The following is a 21,305-nucleotide window of genomic DNA, read 5'->3' as shown; positions in this document are numbered from 1 at the left end:
GCGGGGCCGCACGGGTGTCATGGACGAGGTGCCGCTCCGGCCCGGAGACCGGTGCCGGAGCGGCCCCCGGTCAGGCCTTCTTGCCCCGCGCCGCCGGACGCCAGGCCTTCATCTCCGACTCGGTGATGCCGGTGGTGTTGCGCAGGGTGGTGAGGTCCTCTTCGGCGTGGTCGGCGGGGGTGTCGCCGTACTCGTCCTTCTCGCTGTGCCATTGCTTCACCCAGGGCAGTAGTTCGGTGAGCCCTGCCAGGAGGGGGACCATCCGGTCGCGCTGCTCGGCCCAGCCGTCCTGTTCGAGACGTTCGTGGGCGAGGGTGGCCAGGGCGTCGGCCTGCTGTGCGTGGTCCCACCCGGCCCAGCCTAGGAGGAGCGAGGGGTCGGAGTCGTTCTCGGCACCGAGGTAGGAGATGAAGCGCTCCTTGGGCACGTCGAGCTTGCCCCGGTTGGACCAGTACTCGTTCTTGCGGAAGTCCGCAGAGGTGTACTTGGGCGGAACGGGGATGTCGAGGCGCTTCTCCGCCTCGCCTTCGGCCAGATCGGCGTTAAGGGCGTCCTCTTCACGCTGGAGGTCCCACACGTGCTCCCAGTCCGCGCGCTTGCGCATGCCGGTGTCCTTGTAGCGCAGCGCTGCGAGGTAAGGGACGTGCTCGGTTTTGACGATGTCCGCGATGACCTGAGCGAAGTCCTTGCTGGAGTCGTAGAGCGCGGCGACCTCGACGACCTCGGGGAAGAGATCGCGTACTCGGTTGGCGAGGGCGCGGACCGAGAGCGGGCGTGCGCGTTCGTCACCGTAGTCGTCGGCGGTGAACCACAGGCGCCGGTCTTCGCACTTGTCCAGGAGCCAGGACTTGAGCGCGGCCTGCTGCTTCTTCTCCCACGGCTCGGACTGCCAGCGGCGCTTGTACTCGGGGCGCTCGATCAGGCCGATGTTCTTGTCGGACTCGATCAGTTCAATGCGCTTGGCCACAACCTGCTTGTATGCCTCGGGCCAGTGCGCGGGGATCTCAGTAACAGGGGTGAACTGATGATTGTGATGACTAAACCAAGTAGTGGAGAAATCACCAACAGCCACTCTGCGAGCCATCGCAATGGCAAACGCCCGCTCACCTGGTTTAATTCTAGGAAGCTCGTTATCCAGAACGCACAATTCATGATACTGAGCATCATTAAGGAGATGATAGTGGCAGTAATATTCCCAGTCGAGTTCCTCCTGGAGGGCCACCATTTGCTCGCGCATGGCCAGGCTCTCCGCGCGCGCAAACTTCAGGCGTCCAGCAGTCGGAGTTGCGGACCTAGCAACAGCCAAGGGCTCAAGAGAAGCGACCTGTCGAGCGAGCTTGTCAATTTCCCTAGAGCACCCAAGGGCGAATACCTTTGACATTGGGAAATCCTGCACTTTGGTCGATGTGAACTCAAACCTGTGCTCCCATGGTTCATCTGCACCAGCTTGCTCCGCACCCGGACGTCCTTTATTGTGACTCACTTGCTTGAGCCAGAAACAGGCTATCGAAGAATTCAACACTCCCAACAATTCCAGACAGTGTTCCACCGACACACCCTCCGGCAACTTTATAACCGGCGCCGAACGGTTAAATACACCATTTTCCCGAGAAAGGCTAAAGTGGTTGTGAGTAGTCACAAAAGAAAAAGCAATAGACCAATCGTGTGTACCTTTATCCTTGGGAAGCTGATGCCACTCCCACCACTCCCTTCCCGAAGATAGGTAGGTTCCACCACCAAACGTTCCCCTACCCCAAAGCTCAGAGCGGAGCATCCAAAACCTGGACAAAAATTCTTTTCCCAGCATGGAAGAAGGGAGTAGTTCATGGTTTTCATCATACGGAAAAATCAAGGCCTCGGAGGCCGTCGATGCCCAATCTCGAACCTCGTCACCTCGAGGGGCAGGCCTGGCAAAGAGCTTCCTCTCGCCAAAACTTCCTAGAAAACCTGAAGCAGGAATAGAAAATGCCTCATCCGAATGTGTGTCACCAAAGAAGCCTACGCGATAAACATGAGAATTGAGGACACCAGAAGAGGATGCCTTAATTTTCTCAACCAATTCTCCCGCCCCTCCACCTGAAAGCCTCCACGGATGCGACTTAAATACTTCCCAGTTGAGATCTCCAACACTCACCCAATCAGACTCACTCCCAGGAGTGCTAATCTGAGACGCAATGGCGCTCCAGACGAGACCTTCTGAGGCCACCGCAGGACGCTTAGGCTCATTCCGAATTCCACGAATAGCCCGAATTTTCGACCTGTGACTATTAGGCTCGTTTCTGCCAACTAGGATAACCGTCGGGGTCCCATGCCCAGGAATGTAAGCCCCCGACGAATCAACCACGTGCGTGAGCCGCACCTTGTTTCGGAGAAACTCTTCAATAAGCTTCTTTCCAAATTCACGCTTCATGAAAGAATTGGCAGTAATCTGACCGATAAAACCGGACCCCGGATCATTCCCGCCAGCACGCTTCGCCAAGTTGAAGAAACGTTCGACAAAAGGAACCGATAGAGCATAGGACCCAGAGCATGAAGAGTAACGTTCCCTATAACCCTCCCGCTCCTGCTTATCTTTCACAGTGATATATGGAGGATTGCCAACGACTACATGATAGCTTTGAGCACTAAGTAGATCCTGATGGCGTGCGTGTTCATAAAAATCCTCCGTCGCGTAATGATGCGCCTCGCTCGCGGCAAACAGCTGATCCCTAGCCCCCGGAACATCACGCCCATGAATCAAAGAATCTCCGGTTGCGACAATGATAGTCCATTCCGGATTATTACTCCTTATCTTAGTTACTCCACCTTCCTTCATAGCTGCAATAAGGAGTCGAAACCGGGCGATCGCCACAGCAAAAGGATTCTTGTCCACGCCGTGGACACTCTTCAAACTGCGGTTGATCAAATCCCAGTCAGAAGCCCTAGGCTCCGCCTCACGCCACTTGTTGAGCAAGCGATGGAAGGCGCCCAACAGGAAGTGCCCCGACCCACAGGTCGGGTCAATCAACCGAAAGCCTTTGTCCTCGGTTTGATAGATCCGTTTACCATCGAGCCCGAACTCTGCGATCGCCGGTTCAAGAGTGTAATCAAGAATGAACTCCTCGACGAAGTCCGGAGTCTGGAGAAGAGCGTAGGTCTTCCGTGTGGCCTCAGACAGGTCTTGGTAAAGGTCACCGAGGAACCGAGTATCCCATTCAGGATCAGTGAAGTTGTGGAGGAGGTGGCCGTCGTCGCCTACTGAGCGCCAGAAGTCGATCAGAATCTTGGCCGCCTGATGGGACGGAGTGATCGTCCACATCGGGTTGTGCTTTTTGTCGAAGAGCCCAGCCATCACTGAGGACACGCTCATCTGCTCGAAGGCGTGCTCCAGCCAGTCACGGTCGGTGCGTTCGGGCGCGTTCGGGTTCTCACTGCGGCCCCGAAGAACCCACTCATCCTTCAGCTCTTGGGCCACGCTGAAGCGGTCCTGATCGTCCTTAGGCCCGGCAATGAAGGGCTGTTCCAGGAGGCCGTTGTCCTCGCAGAAGCGGACGAACACCGTTGCCAGAACCCATGCAACAGCGGCCTGGGTGACCTGACCCTCACGCCAAGCGCCTTCCGTGGTCGCAATTCGCTCAGCGTCCCGGGCCCGCTGGTACTCACGCTTTAGGAAGGCATCGAAGGTCTCGGGGGCACCGTTGGGGCCGATGCCCTTGATCGCTGTGGGATCCTCGCTGCGTTCCCGCAGGTCTGTCTCCAGCAGACGAACCTGCTTCTGTAGGTCCTTCAACAGATGGGCGTGATCGACCACGAGGGCTCCAAGACGACGAGAGGGACTGGGTTCCTCTCATTGTCGGGCTTGGAAGCCCCTGTTGGTGACCGAAAGCGCCTAACGATGGTGGCTGTCTTCGGTCTCGCGCGCTGTGGTGAACCTGTGGCGGTAGCTGCCGCCACGGAAGGCAGCCACCGCCACAGCAGTAAGAGCTCATCTCATTTGGTGAGTCTGCGGAAGCAAATCAACGTGCAGGCGATGCCGGCGAAGGCCAGGAAGTGCTCGGCTTTGCGCTCGTAGCGCCGGTGCAGCCGGCGGCATCCGGCGAGCCAGGCCATGGTGCGCTCGACCTGCCACCGGTGCCGGCCCAACCGCTTGAAGGACTCCACACCCTTGCGGGCCAGGCGGTGGACGATCCCTCGTTCTCGGAGCCAGCGGCGCAGGTGGTTGTAGTCGTATCCCTTGTCTCCGTGCAGTTTGGCGGGCCTGCGCCGCCGCGGCCCGCGGCGGGACCGGATCGGAGGGATCCCGCGGACCAGGGGCTGCAGGGCCTGGCTGTCGTGGGTGTTGGCCCCCGAGATCGCCACGGACAGGGGCAGACCGGCCCGGTCGGTGATCAAGTGGATCTTCGCGCCCTTCTTGCCCCGGTCGACAGGATTGGGACCTGTCAGCTCCCCCCTTTGAGGGCACGCATGTTGACCGAGTCGATCGCGCACCGCGACCAGTCCACCTCGCCGCGGGCACCGAGTTCGTCCAGGACCAGACGGTGCAGCTTGGCCCAGACCCGGGCCCGGCTCCACTCGGTGAAGCGCCGGTGTGCGGTGGGCCCGGAGGGGCCGAACACCGGCGGGAGCTGCGCCCAGGTGCAGCCGCTGGTCGCGACGAAAATGATCGCGGCCAGCACCTGGCGGTCCCCGTGTCTGCGCCGTCCGCCGCCTTGGGGACGCGTGGGTGCCTCGGGCACCACTCGCTGGAACAGTTCCCACAGCTCATCCGGCACAAGGCGTTCAACCATCGACACGCGCACAGGTTACCGAGAATCCAAATGAGATGAGCTCTAAGTGCTCAGAGCAGGGCAGGCACGGGGTCCAGAAGCAGGAGCAGTGCGGCAAGGTCCCGGGCCTCGACCAGGCCGGTCGGGGTGGCGACCCAGTAGGACTGGGTGCTCTCTCCGAACCAGAGCACAACGTGCGGGTTGTGGGCCTGAAGGGCTGCGGCCCGAGCGTGCTCACGGGAGAACTCGGCGAGATGGCCACCCAGCCTGGGCAGAGCCTGGGCTCGCCGCCTGCGGCACGAAGGATGCTCGCACTCGACACATGCCGGACCGACCAGCGGACGGCGTCGGGGCAGGGTCGGAGTCGGACGGGTGCGGTACATCGGGTCACTGGACGGTCGTGATCCGGGGATAGGATGCGTCACTGATCCTGCTTTCTTACATCTCGCAGTGTGGGTTTCAGGGTTCCTGGGCCCGGGAAGCGTTGCCGCGCTTTCCTGGGCCCTTCTCACGTTCTGGGCCGCGAAGCCCGTCTTCTACGCCCGGAGGTCAGGCCAGAGGCTGTCCTCCATGTCGTAGGCGAGGAAGAACCACACCTTGCGGTAGTTGGGACGCCCGTTGTCTCCCCACTTGGAGGCGAGTGCGTCGATCATGGCCAGGCCCCGTCCACACTCGGCTCGGGGATCGAGACCACTGGGGTCGACGGTGAGGTACTCCCGCTCGTAGACGTCCAACTTCCGGTTGGCGAGCCCTCCGTCATCACGACAGGTGAGCAGCAGACCAGCACGGTGGCGTTCGCACAGCAGTGAGTAGGAGCGTCCGGGCAGCCCGGACCTGGAGTGCTTCAGCGCGTTCGCGGCCAACTCGGTGCCGAGCAGACAAAACAGGTACTGGTAGTCGGCGTCCCGCTGGGCAGCGCACGTGTTCAGGTAGGCGCGAACCAGCGGAAGGAACTTGGCGGAGGACCCGAAGTCGTAGCGACGGACCCTGTAGTTGGGCCGGTCGGGACGGCCGTTGAAGTAGTGCCGGTACAGCGGCGGGACCAGCTCGGAGAGCCGGATGGTCACCTCGGGCAGCGGGGGCACGGGGGTGATGACGGGCATGACGAACAGACTCCTTGGCGTGTGGGAGTGGAACAGGGGTTCGATGTGCCCGCAGGCGGGAGGCTTTCGCGTTTCCCAGTAAGAGGAAGAGGCACGGCGTAGCCTGATCAGAGTGAACTCTGCGTGACACTCCGGCCACTGGCTACATCTTCAACATAGACAGTGGAATCCACTGAGTCAAGTAGATTCCACTGATACTTTGATTCTGCGTTAGGCTTCAGTCATGGTCGCTCCCTACAGCCCCAGTGTCCGCCGCCGACGCCTGTCCGCAGAGCTCAGGCGCCTGCGAGCCAAGTCAGGGCTGACCCTCTTCGACGCCGCGAAGCACGCCGGGATGGGGAAGTCCAACCTGAGCAAGATCGAACAGGCCGAGTCCAAAACTGTCCCGGCCGTAACCCTGGACAAGCTTCTGGACCTCTACGAGGTAGAGGATGCCGACACTCGTGCGAGCATGCACCAGCTTTCCAAGTTGGCTGGGCAGAGGGGCTGGTGGTCCTTGTACAAGGACTTCATGCCTCAGACCCTTGTCGACTTCGAGGCTGAAGCTTGCGCCATCCGTACCTACGAGTCTCAAGTGGTCCCCGGCCTTCTCCAGACTCCGGCGTACGCTGATGCGATCTTCCGTGCGAACCGAGTCCGGGACGACAACGAAATCACCCAACGGGTAACAGCCCGAGTCGCACGCCAAAGCATCCTGAACCGTGTGGACCCGCCTACCTACCTGGTCATCCTTGACGAAGGAGCCCTCCACCGCGTGGTCGGTTCAGTAGATGTGATGCGTGAACAGTTACGCCACCTCGCACATATGGCTGCCCGTCACAACATTGACATCTACGTACTTCCGTTCTCCGCAGGTGCCCACACCTCGACCGAGGGCAACTACCTCATCATGGATTTCCCGGACCCCAGAGACGCGAGCATCGTCTACCTGGAGAACCCCACAAGTACCATGTTTCTTGAAGAAGACCACCAGATCAGGTCGTACAACGACATGTTCGGCAGCACGCAGAGTTGTTCCATGACCCCGGCGCAGACCTTGAAATTTATCAACCACCGGGTTCAAGAGCTAGAAGAGTGAGTACAGTGACCGACCAGATGATGTGGCGCAAGAGCAGCTACAGCGGTGTCAACAACAACTGTGTTGAGGTCGCTGACCTGCCCTGCGGTGCGGCCGTCCGGGACTCCAAGAACCCGGCCAAGGGGCACTTCCCCTTCCCCTCAGCCGAGTGGGAAGCCTTCCTCAGAGTCGCCCGCACAGACTGATCCTCGGCTTGCCCCCACGTCCGGCGCCCTCGCCCACCACGGGTAGGGGCGCCGTCGTGCATCCTCCTGCCCCATGCCTTGGTCAGCTGTGGTCCCTGGGTCAGAAGTATTCGCTTCCGCTTCCCTGCGGACTCCGCCCCCATCTACCGCCACCGGCCTGCGCGACCACGAGGAGTCCGTCGGGTGAGCGGCGTGCTCTTCGCTTCCTCTCACCCCTCTACCCGGGGTGTCCGGGAATTCCGGTGCCAGGGTGAAGCCGGGGTTCCTGCCTCACTCTCGACCCTGGACCCGGACCACCACGGTCCCCGCCCACCTGTCGTGCAGAGCCTGTTCACGCGAATCGGTCTGTGCGGCGAGCGACTCGAAGAAGACCACTAACTGCCCCAGGAGCGGGATCGTCTGCGGCAGCCCGAAAACCGCGGCTCTGCCCGCCGCCTGCCGGTGGCTCAGCTCCCCGCCGTCAGCGGCGTTCACCACCCTGATCCGCAGGAGCATCTTGCCGAAGGTCGCACCCAGGTGCCGCAGGAAGATCCAGTCGTAGAAGAAGAGCAACACGCCCCACCCCAGGAAGAACAGCACCAAGAGGATGTCAGCCAGCGTGTCCATGGAGCTGTCCGGGGCGGCCAGGACCGCCGCGACCAGCACCACGGCGAAGACCGCCACCACAGCGAAGAGCAGCACCAGGGTGTAGTCGATGAACCGCGCTGCCAGTCTCACCCCGAAGCCGGCAAACAGCCGTGAGGTGGGCGTCACCGGCGTAACCCTCAGGCCGGGGTCGGGGGCCCGTGGTCCGGGAGCCACAGGCCCGGAGGCGGTTCCGCCCGCTGATCGACGCACAGGTGGTGGGCCAAGGGACACGGGTGGCGTTGGTGCGGTGACCGGCACCCTGCCGTCCCCGGCCGAACGCGGTGCCGGTGAGGGAACGGGCTCCGCAGGCACCGGAGCGGGTACCACTTCCGCGCGGACGGGCATCACGGAGTCCCCGGCCCTGCCCTCGAGCGAGAGGGAGCCCTCCCACCTGCCCGGCCGCGCCGTGTCGACGGACACGTCCAGCCCGTCCGGCTCCTCCGCCACGTGAATCCAGGGCTCCAGCGGGTACGGGACGCACTCGTGTGCCAATGCGGGGCCGAGGAGCTGGACCCTGCGGTGCGGCGCGGGAGAGTTCTGGACGATGCGTCCGAAGTCCAGCGACCTCGGCGAGGAGCGTACCGCCACCTCGTCCAGGGCGTGGGACGCCTCCTCCGCGATCGACCTGATGTCGTTGCGCACCAGCCCGCGGAGCGCCTGGCACGCCACCTCCGCGGTCTCCCTGTCCGAACTCTGCAAGCGGTCCCGAAGCTCGGGTACCGAACCGCGCCGGGTGAACACGTCGGGGCTCGCGACCGCGAACCTCAGCGCCTCCGGCAGACCCTCCCCATCGGTCCTGCTCCGCTTGCTGTGGGCCAGGTAGACGTCACCCTGCAGTTCGATGCGGCGGCTGGGCGGCTGGTGCGGGTTCTCTTGGCGGACCTGGTCGTAGAGGTAGTCGTACAGCTCGTTGATCGACACGCGCCCGTCGGCGTCCAGGTCCGCCTCGCCGGAGGTCAGTCCTTCGGCGAGCACACGGGTGAACACCGAGGCCCGTACCTGGTGGTCGTCGGCCAGCTCCGTGCCCTCGAAGGAGTACTCCATGGCGTTGGAGGCGGTGAGCACCGCCCACCCTTGTCCGCTGCCGAACCCCTCTGCGGTGAAGGAGTCGAAAACGTTCGCGTTCCCGGCCGCGCGGGTGCCCATGCCCGTCATGTACGCGCCGCCGTAGCAGCAGTCGAGGAAGAGGATGGCGTTGCGCGCCCTCCCCTCGGTCATGCACCTGTGGACGAAGTCCGCGGAGACCGCGGTCGAGGACAGCCTCTGGGGCAGGGTGTCAACGGTGGCGAAGTGGAGTTCTCCGGAGTCGTTCTTCAGCCCGTGGCACGAGAAGTGCAGGAGAAGCGAGTCTTCACGGTGCCGGTCGGAGAAGAAGTCCTCCACGCGCCTGCGCAGCACGTGCACGGGCTCGTTGCGCAGCACCTCGACCTCGAACCCGCCGATCTGCGGATCGCGCAGCACGTCGGCCAGGACCACAGCGTCCTGGCCCGGCGACTTCAGGTGCGCCAGGCCGTCGTCCTGGTAGAAGTCGGTGGCGACGATCAGGGCGTGCCGGACGCCGTTCATGACGTGCCCCCGGTGGAGGAGTGGCGGCCGGCGAAGAGCTCGAACGACCGCGCGGCCTGGTCCGGGGTGGCTTCGGAGATCTCCAGGACGTCACCGTCGATCACCAGCCGGATGGTCGGGCGCTCCCTGCAGCGGGCCCTCCAGTTCCTGACGGCGTCGATGACCGCACGCAGTGCGGTGGCGGACTGGCCCAGGGTGACCAGCAGCGCCCCGGTCTCCGCCATGTCCCAACCGCGTGAGCCGGGTGGGGCCTTGTCCCCTCGGGGCGGTACGACGTCGTCCACGTCGAGCTGGAGCAGTTCGCGTCTGAGCTGGCGGGTCATCTCGTCCACGCGGTCAGGGGGCGACTCCCCCTCCGTGACCAGGACCCTCACTGACGTGTCCACCGGACCGCTCCTCCCCCGGCGCGGTGTGAAACACTCCGCGCGCGAAACGTCCACTAAATACCAGTTTGCACCTATATGCAGTCGATGCGAATCCGCCACCGGTATCGAGACCGCCCGGAACGAGGGGAGCACTCGGCCGAGTCCGACCTCTGGGAGAGCCTGGGCATGGCCTGCGCGCAGTTCCAGCAGGTAGAAGCCGGTACTGCAAATCCTTCGAGCGCCAGGCGCTGGCTCTGGACCCCGACGACTACCTGGTCTCCACCGAGGTCCGCGAGGTCACCCGGGTCTACTGGCGCCGCCCCTACTCCTCACCGACCGCGAGCAGGTGCGCGCGGCGCCGCTCCTGCGGTGTCAGTATTTGGAAGGTGCGCCGCCGCGCCAGCTCCTCCAGGGGCATGTCGGCGTCCCACACCCGCACGGTGCCGTTGGCCGAACCCGAGGCGGCCAGCCCGTGACCCCCCGGGTGACACTCGGGGCACGGTCGCGGTGGACACCCGCCGTATTCGGAACAGCGAACCACGGCACGGACACCGTCAGGCAGCGGGCTGACCGGCCCAGCCTCCTCGATCATCCGTGCTTCGTCCGCCATAAGACCTCCTACGCCTCCAGATCACCGATCCCATGCACGCTGTCGTAAGGGAAAGGGCTCCCGTCGTCCTGGCGCAGCAGATCAAGCGCTTTCTCCGGCTCCTCGGTGAACAGCACCACGGCCAGCGACCGGGTCGCTCGCGAGCAGCCCACGTAGAAAAGCCGTCGGGTCCGGTCGACGGCGTAGTCCTTGCCCGCCTCCTCGTTCCTGCGGTCCGTGTCGCTGGTTTCGCGCAGGCCGAAGAACTTCGCGTAGGAGAAATCGGGGTGACGGCTCCGTTCGGCATCCACCAGGACCATGACCCGCTCGAACTCGGCCCCCTTCACTCCCTGCTGGGTCTCGTACGGCGACTGGCCGGTGATGTAGTCGCGGTAAGCCCTGACCTGATCGACCGGGCAGGCGAGGTAGGCGTCCATCACCGCGCGCATGACCTCCTGTTTCTCCCGCGTCGGCGCTTCCGGGGCGAACTCCCCTTCTTCCACGGGCACCCGGTCCAGTCCTTCGGAGTCGACCGCACGCAACAGGTGGGGACGGAGCCGAAGATCGAACGGGATGAGCTTGGTGTGCACCACATGGCTCAATACCTGCCCGACGGTCTTCCCGCTACCGTGTTTCATGAGTGAGACCAGTTCATCGGTGTCGCGCTTCACCTCGGTGAGGGCCTCCGCCGAGTCCTTCCCATCCAAGAAGGCCCGGAGGCGGGGAGCGGACTCGCGCAGTATCGCCAGCGCCGTCATCCCTTCCTCTCCCTCCACCGCCTCGACCAGGGGGAGGATCCGCTTCATGAACGGCGCGAGGCTCCAGTGGGTTCCCTCTCGGAAGCCGTCCTTCACCTCTGCGCTCTTTCCCTTGGCGAAGGCCCCGTGCAGATCGGCGAACCCCATTCGCTCAGCGGCGAGTCGGTGCTCCAGCACCAGGATCCTGAGATCCGTGCCTTCGGTTCCGGCCCGCCACTCGTCGTCGTTCTGACTCTGAGCGAGGAATTCACGAACCCTGGCCACCTGGGCGTCGTCGTCCCCGTCCGAGGGGAGGACGAACAGGTCCGCGAAGCCCGGATGTGGCCTCACCCCCGGCTTCCTGCCCGGTATCTGTTGAAGCCCGCCGTCACGCGGTGAGGCCGCACGGATGCCGTTGATGACGTGCAGGACACGATCCGGGCAGCGCCAGTTCTCCTTCTTCCTGATGGTGGTCCAGTCCGCCCCTTCGTCCCCCTCGATGATCCCGGCTCCGCCCGTGTAGATCTGCTGCATCGGGTCCCCGAAGAATCCGACACAGACGTTCCCGCGCTCGAGCCGTTCGATGGTCTTGAGCGCGTCGACCACATTGCGGGTGGTGTCCTGACTTTCGTCGACCAGGATGTAGGGGAAGGACTGCGCGGTCATGGTGGCCAGATTCGGGTACTCCTCGATCAGCCAGGGCACGAGGCGGGTGATGTCGCTGTGGCCGAGCACACCTCGGGCGAAGTTCCGCCCCGATTCGTAGGTGAATCGCGGGTTCAGGGTGTCCAGCCGCTCGAGGGCCTCCTGGAGATCGTCCAGCGGGTTCTTGGCCACGCGCCGGGTGATCTCCTGGCGAACCCACCGTGCTATCGCATGTTGGAAGGGCTTGGCGATCTCCCACAGGAAGCTGTGGATGGTCGAGACGAAGAAGAGGCTGTCATGGCCGACGTCCTTGCGGATCTCCTCCACCGCGACGTTCGTGTAGGTGATACAGGCGATCCTGCGTCCCCGGGCACGCAGGTCGGGTCCATGGACGCGGCTGATGTGCCCGAGTGCCTTGACCAGTGATGTCGTCTTACCCGACCCGGCTCCGGCGATGACCACGAAACCACCCTTGGTCGAAGAGTCAAGGACCTCGCGGATCTCGGTGTCGGCGCGGGTGTCCTTGCGGTGAAGGCGCCCGCTCACAGGTCCGCCTCCCGATCGAGCTGGGTGTTGAGCCACACCAGACCCTCGTCGATGTAATGAGGGGTGGTCCACTTCTCCTTGGCGAACAGGTCGAAGAACGTCAGTGCCAGGTTGGTCTTGCTGCCGGACAGGTTACGGACGAACGTGTGAACCTTCCCGACCACTTCGCCATGCGACATATCGCTGTCCAGCTTGAGCGGAATCTCGTCCTTACCGTTCTTTTCCACCCACGCGAGGTTCTCCAGGATCATGGCGTCCTCGAGAGTCCTCCCGCTCGCCGTGCCCGGCACTCCCTGCCACATGAACGCCTGAGGTGTCTGGTAGGCCACCCACACCGCCGACGAGGTCTCGCCCGCGCCGTAGACGCCGGTCCTCTCCGCAGCGGTGGCCGCCCACAGCTCCTGCACGCTCTTCTTCTTCGGCAACCATTGGATGAGCGTCTGGTTGTTCGTGACCGCATCCTGCGTGCCGGCGGTACACGCCTTCCTGTTCTGGCCCGGGTCCACGCTGTCCAGGTCGGTGATGATCAGTGCCGGCAGCCCCAGGAATTCCACCAGGGGTTCGAACCTGAAGGCATGGGATCCACCGACCTCCAGGTAGGAGATGTGCGCCCGGGTCAGGCGAGAGAGGTTCCGGGCATGGTTCTCGATCATCAGCGGCAGCAGAATCCGCTCCGCGTCACCTTCGACGAGCACCACCGCGTCAGCGAAGAACAGGTGGCAGTTGGTCAACTTCAGGAAGCGCCGCAGGAAGTTCGTCTCGTCGTTCTCCACGTTCAACCGGGACAGGTCACGCACCTGGGTCGCGGGAGCCCCCGCAGTCTCGGAGATACGCCGGAAGTACCTGATGGGGCCGAAGGAGGTGTCATAGATGATGTTGGGCGAGTGCGTGGTCACGATGATCTGCGTATGGAAACCAGTCGTCGCGTTCTTCCTCACGCATGCCCTGACGACGTTAAGGAACGCCTGCTGCAGCTGCGGGTGCATGTGCGCCTCGGGCTCCTCGATCACCACCAGATGGATGACCGCCCTGTCCTCCTCGGCCCTGGTCCACGCCCGGTGCATGCCGATGACCTCGAGGATCATGTAGAGGTAGTTCTTGTAACCGAGCCCGTTGTAGCGTTCCGGCAGTTCGAGCTGCCTGCCGTCGACGCCCGTGGAGGACACGTGGATCGACGCGCTGTCCATGATGAGGCTGTCGTTGTCGACGCGGCTGCGCACGACCAGACGCAGGTTGTCCATCCGGTCGTCGGAGCTGTCGTTCAGTTCGTCGAAGGTGTCCTTGAGCTTCTCCTGAAGATAGTCTTCGGCCCCCCGCTCCGACATCCGCATCGCCTGCAGTGCGGCGTGGTTGACCTCGCCCGGGTCGATGTTGCGCCGCAGGAACTTGGACACGTGTCGTGACAGGTCGAGCCCTTTGGAGGTGGGGTCGTCCGAGAGGAAGCGCTGGGCGTCGACCATGTCCACGCGAACGAGGCTGTCGAGGAAGCGCTGTGCCGCGGTCGGATTGTCGGTGAGTGGACCGACGACGTCCTCGTCCCGGCACTCGTCGCGGTCGAAGCTCCTCGGATCGATCACGTGGTAGCTCAGCGCGTAGGAATCCCGCAACCTCTTGTCGAGGTAGTCGCGCATGTCCTCGGGCCAAGGGGAGTACACCCCCTTCCTCCACCTCTTCTCCGACTTCGCCTTCCGCGTGGTGTGCCTCGCCTTCTGTCGAGCCTCCCTGAAGGCCGCCAGGAGTCCACCGGGACCTTCCTTGGGACCGAACTCCATCCTCAGTGCCACCTGGCCGATGTCCTGGTCCAGGTCCTGGAACGACATCATCTCGATGACGCGGTACCAGTCCTCCTTCTCCACCTCCAGGAGCAGGTCCAGTCGGATCACCGGAAAATCCGCGCCTTCGTCGATGCTGGAGAAGTCGTCCCAGCAACCGGAGTTGAAGTCGTAGAAAGTCAGGTCCCGCGCCTTCTCCACGAAGAACGAACGGAAGATGTGCGTGATCGAGGTCTTGCCGCTGTTGTTCGCCCCCACACACACGGTCGCGCTCTCATCCAGGTCGATCTTGACTTGGCGAAGACGCCGAAAGTTCTCGACTCGAACGGTCTTGATCCGCATGTACACCTTCGCAGGATGAGATGGCCGAGCACGCACGACAACTCGCGCACAGCAGAAGAGGAGAAGGAAAAGCGAGGAATGCCGACTATGCTACCCCCACCAAACATTCAGCGCACATAGTTTCGAGTAGCCCGCACAAATTTCCAATTCGGACAATGAAGGCATTGAGATCTTATATATGCAGATATGGACAGAGAAGGAACCCGGCCAGGTTGTCGCCCGACCGGGTCCCCCTGTCCGAGAATGTCAGGAGGCCAGCGCCGCCTCGGGGGCGGCGAAGCCGCGCGGGAGCAGGACCTGCTCGGCATCGGCGATGATCCCCGCAGGGTGGCCGTCAAGGGTCGCCGCGCTCTGCGGGCCGCGCATGGGGCACAGCAGCCACAGCCCGCGCGGACCGGTGCCCGACTCGCGCGCCTCCTGCGCCAGCGTGCTCAGCAGTGCGCGGCCGGGCGCGTAGCGGGCCAGGGGCGTGGCCCGGTACAGCAGCACCACGCCGTCGCCTCCGGGAGCCTGCGCGCCCGCGGCGCGCACCCGCTCGCCCAGACGCCGGAACACCTCGCCCAGCATCCGGTCGAAGTAGACCGGGCGGCTGTTGTCGGCCTCGAGCACGACCTCCCAGGAGGGGCGCCCGCCCGAGGCGTCGATCAGCTCGTCCACGACCGCCACGAACGCGGCGGAGACGTCGAAGGGCACCACACCGGGGGTGCGCCCCAGCGCTTCGGCGCTGCGTTCGGTATCGGTCATCCACGCCTTGACCGCGCGGTAGCCGCCCCGCTCGACAGCCGACTCCAGGCGGGTCCATGCCTGCGCGGAGGCGGTGTCGACCTGCCCGGGACGGTGGTGGTGACCGGTGTGGGTGGAGGGGCGGATCGTGGTGAGTTCCGGTTCCAGGTACCAGAACCAGGTGCCCTCGGCCTCGCGCCGCTGAAGCTTCCTGTGCTTGCTGACGAGCAGCTTCCACAGCTGGTCGTCGCTCGGGCTGGGCAGCGCGGGGAAGCGCGCCCGCACCCGGTCGCGGACCTGCTTGGGGGTGATACCCGGCTCGCCCAGGTAGCCGACGGCCTGCGTGATCTGCAGTGCGCGCTCCAGGTCCAGGTCCGCCGGGTAGAGTTCCAACCGGGGGGTGAACTCGGCGTTGCGGGAGGCCGCCGAGGCCAGCTGCACCAGGCCGGTGTCGGTGAACGGGTCCATGCCCAAGGGGGCCTGGACCCCGCGCAGCGCCTCACGCACGGCGGCGGGGGTGGGCAGCGGGTCGCGCGGGCCCAGGTCCACCAGCTCGTCGGCCCTGCAGCCGAGCTGCGCCGCGTGGTCGAACAGGTCGTCCTCCACCGGCACCAGCGGATCGCCGTCGACGATCTGGGCGGCCAGCACCGACCTGGCGTAGCGGCGGACGAGGAAGCGGGGCTCGGTGTTCCTGCGCTCCTCGCACTCGACGGCCACCCGCACCGCGGCCAGGGCGTAGGCGCGGCGCGCGTCCCCGTCCAGGCTGGTGCCCCGAAGGTTCAACAGCTCCGCCGCGATCTGGCCAACCTCGCGGACCCGGCCGTTGCGGGACAGGATCTCCACGACGTCGTCACGGACCGGGCCCAGGAGCGAAGCGCTCTTGGACCAGTAGGCGAAGGCCCGTGCCAGTGCCTGGTCCACCAGCGGCTGCGACAGTCCCAGGCTCGCGGCGACCTCGCGGTGCGTGGGCCACCCACCCGTGCGCGCGGCGGAGTTCTCGGGGATACCGACCAGTTCGCGCACCACCCGCACCCACTCGCTGTTGGCGTCGGTGGTCGCGGGGATGAACTGGCGGATCACCTGGTCCAGGGTGGCCGCGCGCTTCTCCTCCTCGCCCGCGTCACGTGCGAGCTTGGCGCGCACGGAGACCGCGTACTCGGCGGCGTCCAGACGCTTGCGCCAGTCGGTCACCGCCTTCACCAGTTCGTTGCGGGTGGTGTAGGAGACCCCGCGCAGGCGGCGCAGCTCCGCGACGGGCCGGGTGAGCAGCTCACCGACCGTGTGGCAGCCCAGTACGCGGGTGGCGGTGTCCAGGGCCAGGGGTGTCAGTCCGGCCAGGTGCAGCGCCGTGTCCAGGCTCGCGTTCTCGGCGTTGCGCCTGCGGGTCTCCTCGTCCTCCACCACCGCCTCGGTGGCGGCGCCGGCGTGGAAGAGGGCCTCCCACGCGCGGCGCATCTCGTCCAGGCCGCCGAAGCGCCTCTCCGGACGGCGGTGCAGCGCGCGGTGGAAGAAAGTGGCCAGAGCGGTGCGGTTCTGCTCCGGGAAGGCGTCCTCCGCCAGCGCGGGCAGTTCGACGTCGGCCGCCAGGAACTCGGGGTCGAGCCCGTCCTCGTCCCACACTGGAAGGTCGCCGGTGGCCATCTCGTGCAGGGTCACGGCCAGCGCGTAGCGTTCGGCTTGCCCGTCGTAGGGGCGGTCCTCACCGAGGAAGGGGTCGAGGTAGCCGCGGGTTCCGGCGCGGGTGTTGCGTGTCGAGGCCTTCGACAGGGAGAAGTCGAAGAGCACCAGCGCCCGGCCCTGCTTGCGCATCTCGCGCACGCCGAGGTTGGCGGGTTTGATGTCGCGGTGCAGGACCTCCTTGTCCTCCAGGTGCTCCACCGCGTCGAACAGGTGCTGTCCGAAACGGAGCAGTTCGCCGGTGGCGAGGGCTCCCTGCCTGGACAGGTAGTCGGCGAGGGTGCTCTCGCCCGCGCGCTCCAGTGGCAGGACCGTGCGCTCGCCGATCCTGCGCACACCGGTGTCCCGCTCCGGGCCCATGGGGGCCAGCGCCACGATCCGCGTGCTCGAACCCACGGCCTGGAGGGTCTCCGCCTCACCGCGCAGGGAGGTGGCGGCCGTGTCGGTGTCCAGGGCGACCTTGTAGACGACCTCCTCGTCCCGCGGCCCCCGCATGAGGAGCGCCCGGGAGGTGGCGCCCTTGCCGAGGACCTCCTGGACCTTCCACCCCTGCTCGATCTCGTCGCCGCGTCTGGCCGTGAGGGGGTCGGTCTTGACCTCGGGAAGGGTCAGGAACTCCTCGACCTCGTCGAGCATGCGCAGGAACGCCTGCACCGTGGGCATCCGGTCACCGGGGAGCCGGTGGGTGGCGTCCCGGACGAGGGTGTCCATCTGGGGGGTGACGTCGTCGCTGACCGCCGCCGGGGTGAGGCAGCCGTAGTCGTGGATCTGCTGGCTCATCTCGCGGCGGTCGCGGCCCGGGGCCCTGCCCGTGAAGACGAGGTAGGTCAGGGCGCCGAGGCCGAAGATGTCCTGGGTGGCTGCCCTGCCCCCGTAGTCGGGGAACTCGGGGGCCAGGTATGCCTGGGCCGCGGCCTCCACGTGCGCGGCCAGAACGCGCTCTCCGAGCGCCTCACCGAGGTGTTCGGTCGCCGATCCCCGCCCGGGGGCATGGGCGGTGTGCCCGCCGCTGCTGCGCAGCCGGATGTTCTCGCGGGAGGCGACCTGCCAGTCGGCGATACGCAGCCGGGGGTAGGCACCGTCCATCTCCACCCACACGCTGCGGGCCGCCAGCGCGCGGTGGAAGAGGCGGTTGCGGTGGGCGTGGTTGACCGCATCGGCGAGTTGGCGCACCATCTCCAACCGCGTGTCGATGTCCAGGTCCGCACCGCGCTCGGCCATGAAGTGGTCGAGCCGCTGCCAGGAGGAGGGGTGGCGGAAGGCGATCGCCGGCCCGAGGTTGTCCAGGACATCGAAGTACTCGGCCTTGACGATGCCCTCGTGGGAGATGCCCTCCAACGACATGTACTCGCGCTTGGCGGCGCGCTCGACGGACTTGCGCTCGTCCTCCCCCGGGGCGTCACCGTAGTGGTAGACCCGCACACGGGTGCGGTCGCTGCCCAGCTGAGGGTGCCTGGCCCTGTAGTCGGTCCAGGTCGGGCCGCTCTCCGAGGAGCGCTTCTCCAGGGTGTAGGTCCCCAGCGAGAGCTCGCGGTCCATCGGCTGGGCGCCGATCTCCTGCATGAGGCGGGTGACGTTCTTCAGGAAGCCCGGGTTGACCGTGCTGTGCGGACGGCTGACCAGCCCGCTCCAGATCCCCGGCAGGGTGGTCTGGTCCTCGATCCCCTCGCGGCCGTAGACCTCCACGCGCTGGATCTCGTCGAAGGCGCAGACGAGGTCCTCCGCCGAGAGGAAGACCGCGGCCTTGATGAAGGGGACTTTGATGTTGCGCAGTTCAAGCCGGTCCGCGGCCTCGATGAGACGGCCCTTGAGTTCCTTGGCCTTCTGATCGGTCAGGTGCAGCGGGTTGGTCACGGTCCGGCGGCGGCCGTGGTCGAAGGTCCAGTCACCGCCCCGGTTGGCGGCCCGCCCGGGGTGGCTCTTGATCTCGATGAGGAAGGCACCCGTGGGGGTCACGGCGAACAGGTCGCACTCGCGGATGCGGTGGTTGCGGGAGGTGAAGGTGAACCCCTGCCAGGCGCGGTAGGGCTCACGGTCGGGAAAGTGCTCCCGTACGTGCTCCAGCGCGGACTGCTCCCAGGGGAACTCCGAGGGCTTGCCCCACCATCGGTCGGCCATCCAGCGGCTCCCTGTCCAGTTCTGTGCCTGCTCGACTGCCCACCCAGCATAGGGGTCCGGCGGTACGCGACCAGGTGCCCTTGGTCCCGAAGTGCGCTCACCTGCCACGACCCCAACCGCGGGACCATGCCGGGCTCCGGAGGGGACAGCTTCGTCGTGGTCGAACTCAAGCCGTGGAGCGAGGCCACCCGGATCCCCGGGAACCCGGCCAAGGGCCGCCTCTCCTTCACCGCCGCCGAGTGGGGCCGCCTTCCTCACCACCGCCCGTGCCGGCTGTCCTTGGCCCGCGCCCTCAGCCCCCGTCCTCGCGCTCCCGAAGCGTCGCCCGGCTCCCCTCGGGAACACTGGGAGAGCACACAGCCCGTCGCGCGCGACGGACCGTCTCTTCCGCCCGTGGCCAGGACAGCACGGACGACCGTTTCCGCACCGATCACCCGGAAAGGCAGCACCATGGCCGCCACCACCCAGGTACGCACCTACACGATCCGAGAGGGCCTGCTCGACGAGTGGGTCCGGCGCTGGAGGGAGGAGATCGTGCCCCTGCGCCTGGAGTTCGGCTTCTCCCTGGGCGGCGCCTGGGTCGACCGGGAGCGCAACCACTTCCTCTGGGAGATCTCCTACGAGGGCCCCGAGAGCTTCGCCCAACGCAACCGCCGGTACTGGGAATCCCCCGAGCGCAAGGCGATGGCCCTGGACCCCGACGAGTACCTGGTCTCCGCCGAGGTCCGCGAGGTCACCCGGGTCTACTGACCACGTCCCTCCGCCTCTCCGGCCGCGAGCGGGTGCGTGCGGTGCTCCTGCGCTGTCAGGGCCCGGAAGGTGCGCCGCCTCCCCCGCACCGCGGGCGCCCGTCCAAGCAGACCGGGAGCTGATCGTCCCTGGGGACGCTGTCCGAAAGCTTCGAGGCGCCCCAGGTCCACGAACAACCCCGCACCCAGCGAACGGTCCTCGCCCGGCAGTAGCTCGGGGAGGTCGGGACGGGCCACCCAGCGCCCCAGCCCGGCGAGACCGGGCCGGGGTGCGGACCAGCGACGCGCCCGGGGGTCCCACCTCGCCGCTTCCGCCTCTGCCAGGTCCTTCTCCTCGTAGGGGACATCCAGCCAGATCCGCTCGGCAGGGACCGTACTCCTCGGTTGGTGGGAGTGTGATGGCGCAGCGACGCCAGTGGCGGGGGTGAAGAAAAGTCCGCTCTTTCACACGACCGAAAACTGCCACAAGAAAGAGACTTTCGTCCCTTGCGACCACAACGCCGAACACCCGCTCGCCCCGCCGGATCCAGCGTAGGACTCAGGCGATTTTTCCCTTCTGAGTACGGTCAGGATTTCCTTGGCAAACGGTCCGAATGCAACCCCTTCATCGTACCTCGCAAACCCCGCGAGCTGCCATTTCCCTCGGGTTGCCGACTGCCCGTCGCCGCCCACAAGACCTACCGCCAAGGGGAACCGGACCGTACCCCTCCGACACACAAGACTGCCTCCGAACCATGACCGCCTCGTGTTATTCTTCCCATAGACGCACTCACTGCCCTATCGGAGTACGTGGAAGGAAAATCCATGCCACGCCCTTGGGAAGCCGACCCCACAGCGATAATGAAACGTCGTCTGGGCATTTCTCCCGCCAATCTGGGCAACACCGACAACGTCGACGGCTGCCCAGATATCTGGGAACTTGACAATGGCGACATCGCGGTGATCGGCCGCGACCTGACGGAGGTCTACGAACACCGGCTTCCCCAAGGCGCGGCCATCGCACGGGACGAACGACTCGTGGTCCTGCCCCGCAACACGTTGGTGGCGGCCAAGGCGGACATCCCCGATGCTTGAGAGCATGGCTCGGCTCCCTGGTGAACGGCTGGACGCGGCCTCTTACCGGCAGGACTTCAGCGCACGGTTCTGGTCGGTGCGCGACTCCCCCGTCTGGAAGCTCGAACGGCAGCAGGTGTTCCACCAGCCGGAGAGTGACAGCTGGATAGCCTTCCTCCAAGGCCGGCCCGAGGAGTCCCTCCGCCTCCTGGAGGCCAGGCGTCCCGCCCTGCGCGAGCAGTTCGACCGCCTCGCCCAGGCAGGGTGCTCGGTTCGACGGGTCCGGGTCGTGGAGCAACCCTTTCCGACCTACCTGCTGTGGGAGTTGCACTCGCTGCGGGTCCGTGCCCAGTGCGGTGAGGACATCCGAGTCATCTCCCCTGACCCGCTCGCGGCCTTCGAACGGGAGCGTCCCGTTCCGGAGATCGTCGTCCTCGGAGACGAGGTGACCTACAAGATTCTCTACGACGCAGAGGGCGTGGCCGAAGGCGCGGTCAGGTTCACCGACCCCGCCGTTATCGAAGGGTGCCGGCCCGAGATCGCTGCGCTGCACCAGCGGGCCGAGGTTCTGGAGGACTACTTCGTCCGCGAAGTGTCCGAGTCGGAAGCCACCCGTGCCCGATAGCCGCGCACCCCGGCACGGTGAGGAACCCGAGGAGAACCCGTCGGCGGACACGCGGTCCCG

General features: G+C 65.4%; 13 protein-coding genes and 1 pseudogene. 5 read left to right on the top strand and 9 right to left on the bottom strand.

The features are described from left to right. Positions 1–70: 70 nt before the first annotated feature. The 3 genes from pglX to ACFWTE_RS03580 all read right to left on the bottom strand — a co-directional run bounded on the left by pglX (position 71) and on the right by ACFWTE_RS03580 (position 5,848). Positions 71–3,790 (bottom strand): BREX-2 system adenine-specific DNA-methyltransferase PglX, encoded by a 3,720-nt coding sequence (gene pglX / locus ACFWTE_RS03590; RefSeq protein WP_378777637.1) that lies wholly within the window; start codon positions 3,788–3,790, stop codon positions 71–73. Between the two features lie 179 nt (positions 3,791–3,969). Then, a protein-coding gene (locus ACFWTE_RS03585) for an IS5 family transposase (RefSeq protein ID WP_378777735.1) occupies positions 3,970–4,766 on the bottom strand; the annotation gives its coding sequence in 2 pieces (ribosomal slippage) (positions 3,970–4,424 and positions 4,424–4,766; 798 coding nt in all). A 515-nt stretch (positions 4,767–5,281) separates the two neighbouring features. Continuing rightward, positions 5,282–5,848, bottom strand: coding sequence for an ATP-binding protein (locus ACFWTE_RS03580; RefSeq protein WP_378777635.1), 567 nt, complete (start codon positions 5,846–5,848; stop codon positions 5,282–5,284). 223 nt (positions 5,849–6,071) lie between these two features. Here ACFWTE_RS03580 and ACFWTE_RS03575 point away from each other — a divergent pair, with 223 nt between their 5' ends. After that, complete coding sequence (locus ACFWTE_RS03575; RefSeq protein ID WP_378777633.1) at positions 6,072–6,926, top strand: helix-turn-helix domain-containing protein; 855 nt, start codon at positions 6,072–6,074, stop codon at positions 6,924–6,926. After that, positions 6,923–7,111 carry a DUF397 domain-containing protein gene (locus ACFWTE_RS03570; RefSeq protein WP_378777625.1) on the top strand — a complete coding sequence of 63 codons (189 nt, stop codon included), beginning with the start codon at positions 6,923–6,925 and terminating at the stop codon, positions 7,109–7,111. The genes ACFWTE_RS03575 and ACFWTE_RS03570 overlap by 4 nt, the downstream gene beginning before the upstream one ends. A gap of 270 nt (positions 7,112–7,381) precedes the next feature. Here ACFWTE_RS03570 and ACFWTE_RS03565 read toward each other — a convergent pair whose 3' ends face one another. From ACFWTE_RS03565 to pglW, 5 genes are all read right to left on the bottom strand, one after another. Next, positions 7,382–9,304, bottom strand: coding sequence for an RDD family protein (locus ACFWTE_RS03565; protein ID WP_378777622.1), 1,923 nt, complete (start codon positions 9,302–9,304; stop codon positions 7,382–7,384). Beyond that, positions 9,301–9,690, bottom strand: a complete 390-nt coding sequence (locus tag ACFWTE_RS03560) for a hypothetical protein (RefSeq protein WP_378777620.1) — start codon at positions 9,688–9,690, stop codon at positions 9,301–9,303. The genes ACFWTE_RS03565 and ACFWTE_RS03560 overlap by 4 nt, the downstream gene beginning before the upstream one ends. 597 nt (positions 9,691–10,287) lie before the next feature. Continuing rightward, on the bottom strand, positions 10,288–12,186 hold the full coding sequence (locus ACFWTE_RS03555) for a UvrD-helicase domain-containing protein (protein WP_378777618.1): 1,899 nt from the start codon (positions 12,184–12,186) through the stop codon (positions 10,288–10,290). Further along, the gene (locus ACFWTE_RS03550; RefSeq protein ID WP_378777616.1) at positions 12,183–14,300 is read right to left on the bottom strand and encodes an AAA family ATPase; all 2,118 of its coding nucleotides are present in this window, start codon (positions 14,298–14,300) and stop codon (positions 12,183–12,185) included. The genes ACFWTE_RS03555 and ACFWTE_RS03550 overlap by 4 nt, the downstream gene beginning before the upstream one ends. Positions 14,301–14,546: 246 nt before the next feature. Beyond that, positions 14,547–18,818, bottom strand: a complete 4,272-nt coding sequence (gene pglW, locus ACFWTE_RS03545; protein ID WP_378777614.1) for a BREX system serine/threonine kinase PglW — start codon at positions 18,816–18,818, stop codon at positions 14,547–14,549. Positions 18,819–19,268: 450 nt separating this feature from the next. Here pglW and ACFWTE_RS03540 point away from each other — a divergent pair, with 450 nt between their 5' ends. After that, positions 19,269–19,568: an NIPSNAP family protein gene (locus tag ACFWTE_RS03540; RefSeq protein ID WP_378777613.1), complete on the top strand. Its 300-nt coding sequence runs from the start codon at positions 19,269–19,271 to the stop codon at positions 19,566–19,568. Positions 19,569–19,729: 161 nt separating this feature from the next. Here the strand turns inward: ACFWTE_RS03540 and ACFWTE_RS03535 are convergent. Continuing rightward, positions 19,730–19,924: pseudogene (locus tag ACFWTE_RS03535) on the bottom strand (DUF5710 domain-containing protein); the annotation flags it as partial. A 447-nt stretch (positions 19,925–20,371) separates the two neighbouring features. Here ACFWTE_RS03535 and ACFWTE_RS03530 point away from each other — a divergent pair. Together ACFWTE_RS03530 and ACFWTE_RS03525 are read left to right on the top strand one after the other, a co-directional pair. Continuing rightward, the gene (locus ACFWTE_RS03530) at positions 20,372–20,641 is read left to right on the top strand and encodes a hypothetical protein (RefSeq protein WP_378777611.1); all 270 of its coding nucleotides are present in this window, start codon (positions 20,372–20,374) and stop codon (positions 20,639–20,641) included. Between the two features lie 4 nt (positions 20,642–20,645). Beyond that, on the top strand, positions 20,646–21,245 hold the full coding sequence (locus ACFWTE_RS03525) for a DUF6879 family protein (protein WP_378777609.1): 600 nt from the start codon (positions 20,646–20,648) through the stop codon (positions 21,243–21,245). The last annotated feature ends 60 nt before the right edge of the window (positions 21,246–21,305 follow it).

The sequence above is a fragment of the Nocardiopsis sp. NPDC058631 genome (genome assembly GCF_042716955.1).
GTDB lineage: Bacteria > Actinomycetota > Actinomycetes > Streptosporangiales > Streptosporangiaceae > Nocardiopsis.
Note: the sequence above shows the minus strand (reverse complement) of the source record. Positions and strands in the feature narration are given on the sequence as shown.

Bases quoted from the DNA above. Each gene is read 5' to 3' on its own strand.
- ACFWTE_RS03580 (WP_378777635.1), bottom strand. From the start codon at position 5,848: ATGCCCGTCATCACCCCCGTGCCCCCGCTGCCCGAGGTGACCATCCGG.
- ACFWTE_RS03575 (WP_378777633.1), top strand. From the start codon at position 6,072: ATGGTCGCTCCCTACAGCCCCAGTGTCCGCCGCCGACGCCTGTCCGCA.
- ACFWTE_RS03565 (WP_378777622.1), bottom strand. From the start codon at position 9,304: ATGAACGGCGTCCGGCACGCCCTGATCGTCGCCACCGACTTCTACCAG.
- ACFWTE_RS03550 (WP_378777616.1), bottom strand. From the start codon at position 14,300: ATGCGGATCAAGACCGTTCGAGTCGAGAACTTTCGGCGTCTTCGCCAA.
- pglW (WP_378777614.1), bottom strand. From the start codon at position 18,818: ATGGCCGACCGATGGTGGGGCAAGCCCTCGGAGTTCCCCTGGGAGCAG.
- ACFWTE_RS03540 (WP_378777613.1), top strand. From the start codon at position 19,269: ATGGCCGCCACCACCCAGGTACGCACCTACACGATCCGAGAGGGCCTG.
- ACFWTE_RS03530 (WP_378777611.1), top strand. From the start codon at position 20,372: ATGCCACGCCCTTGGGAAGCCGACCCCACAGCGATAATGAAACGTCGT.
- ACFWTE_RS03525 (WP_378777609.1), top strand. From the start codon at position 20,646: ATGGCTCGGCTCCCTGGTGAACGGCTGGACGCGGCCTCTTACCGGCAG.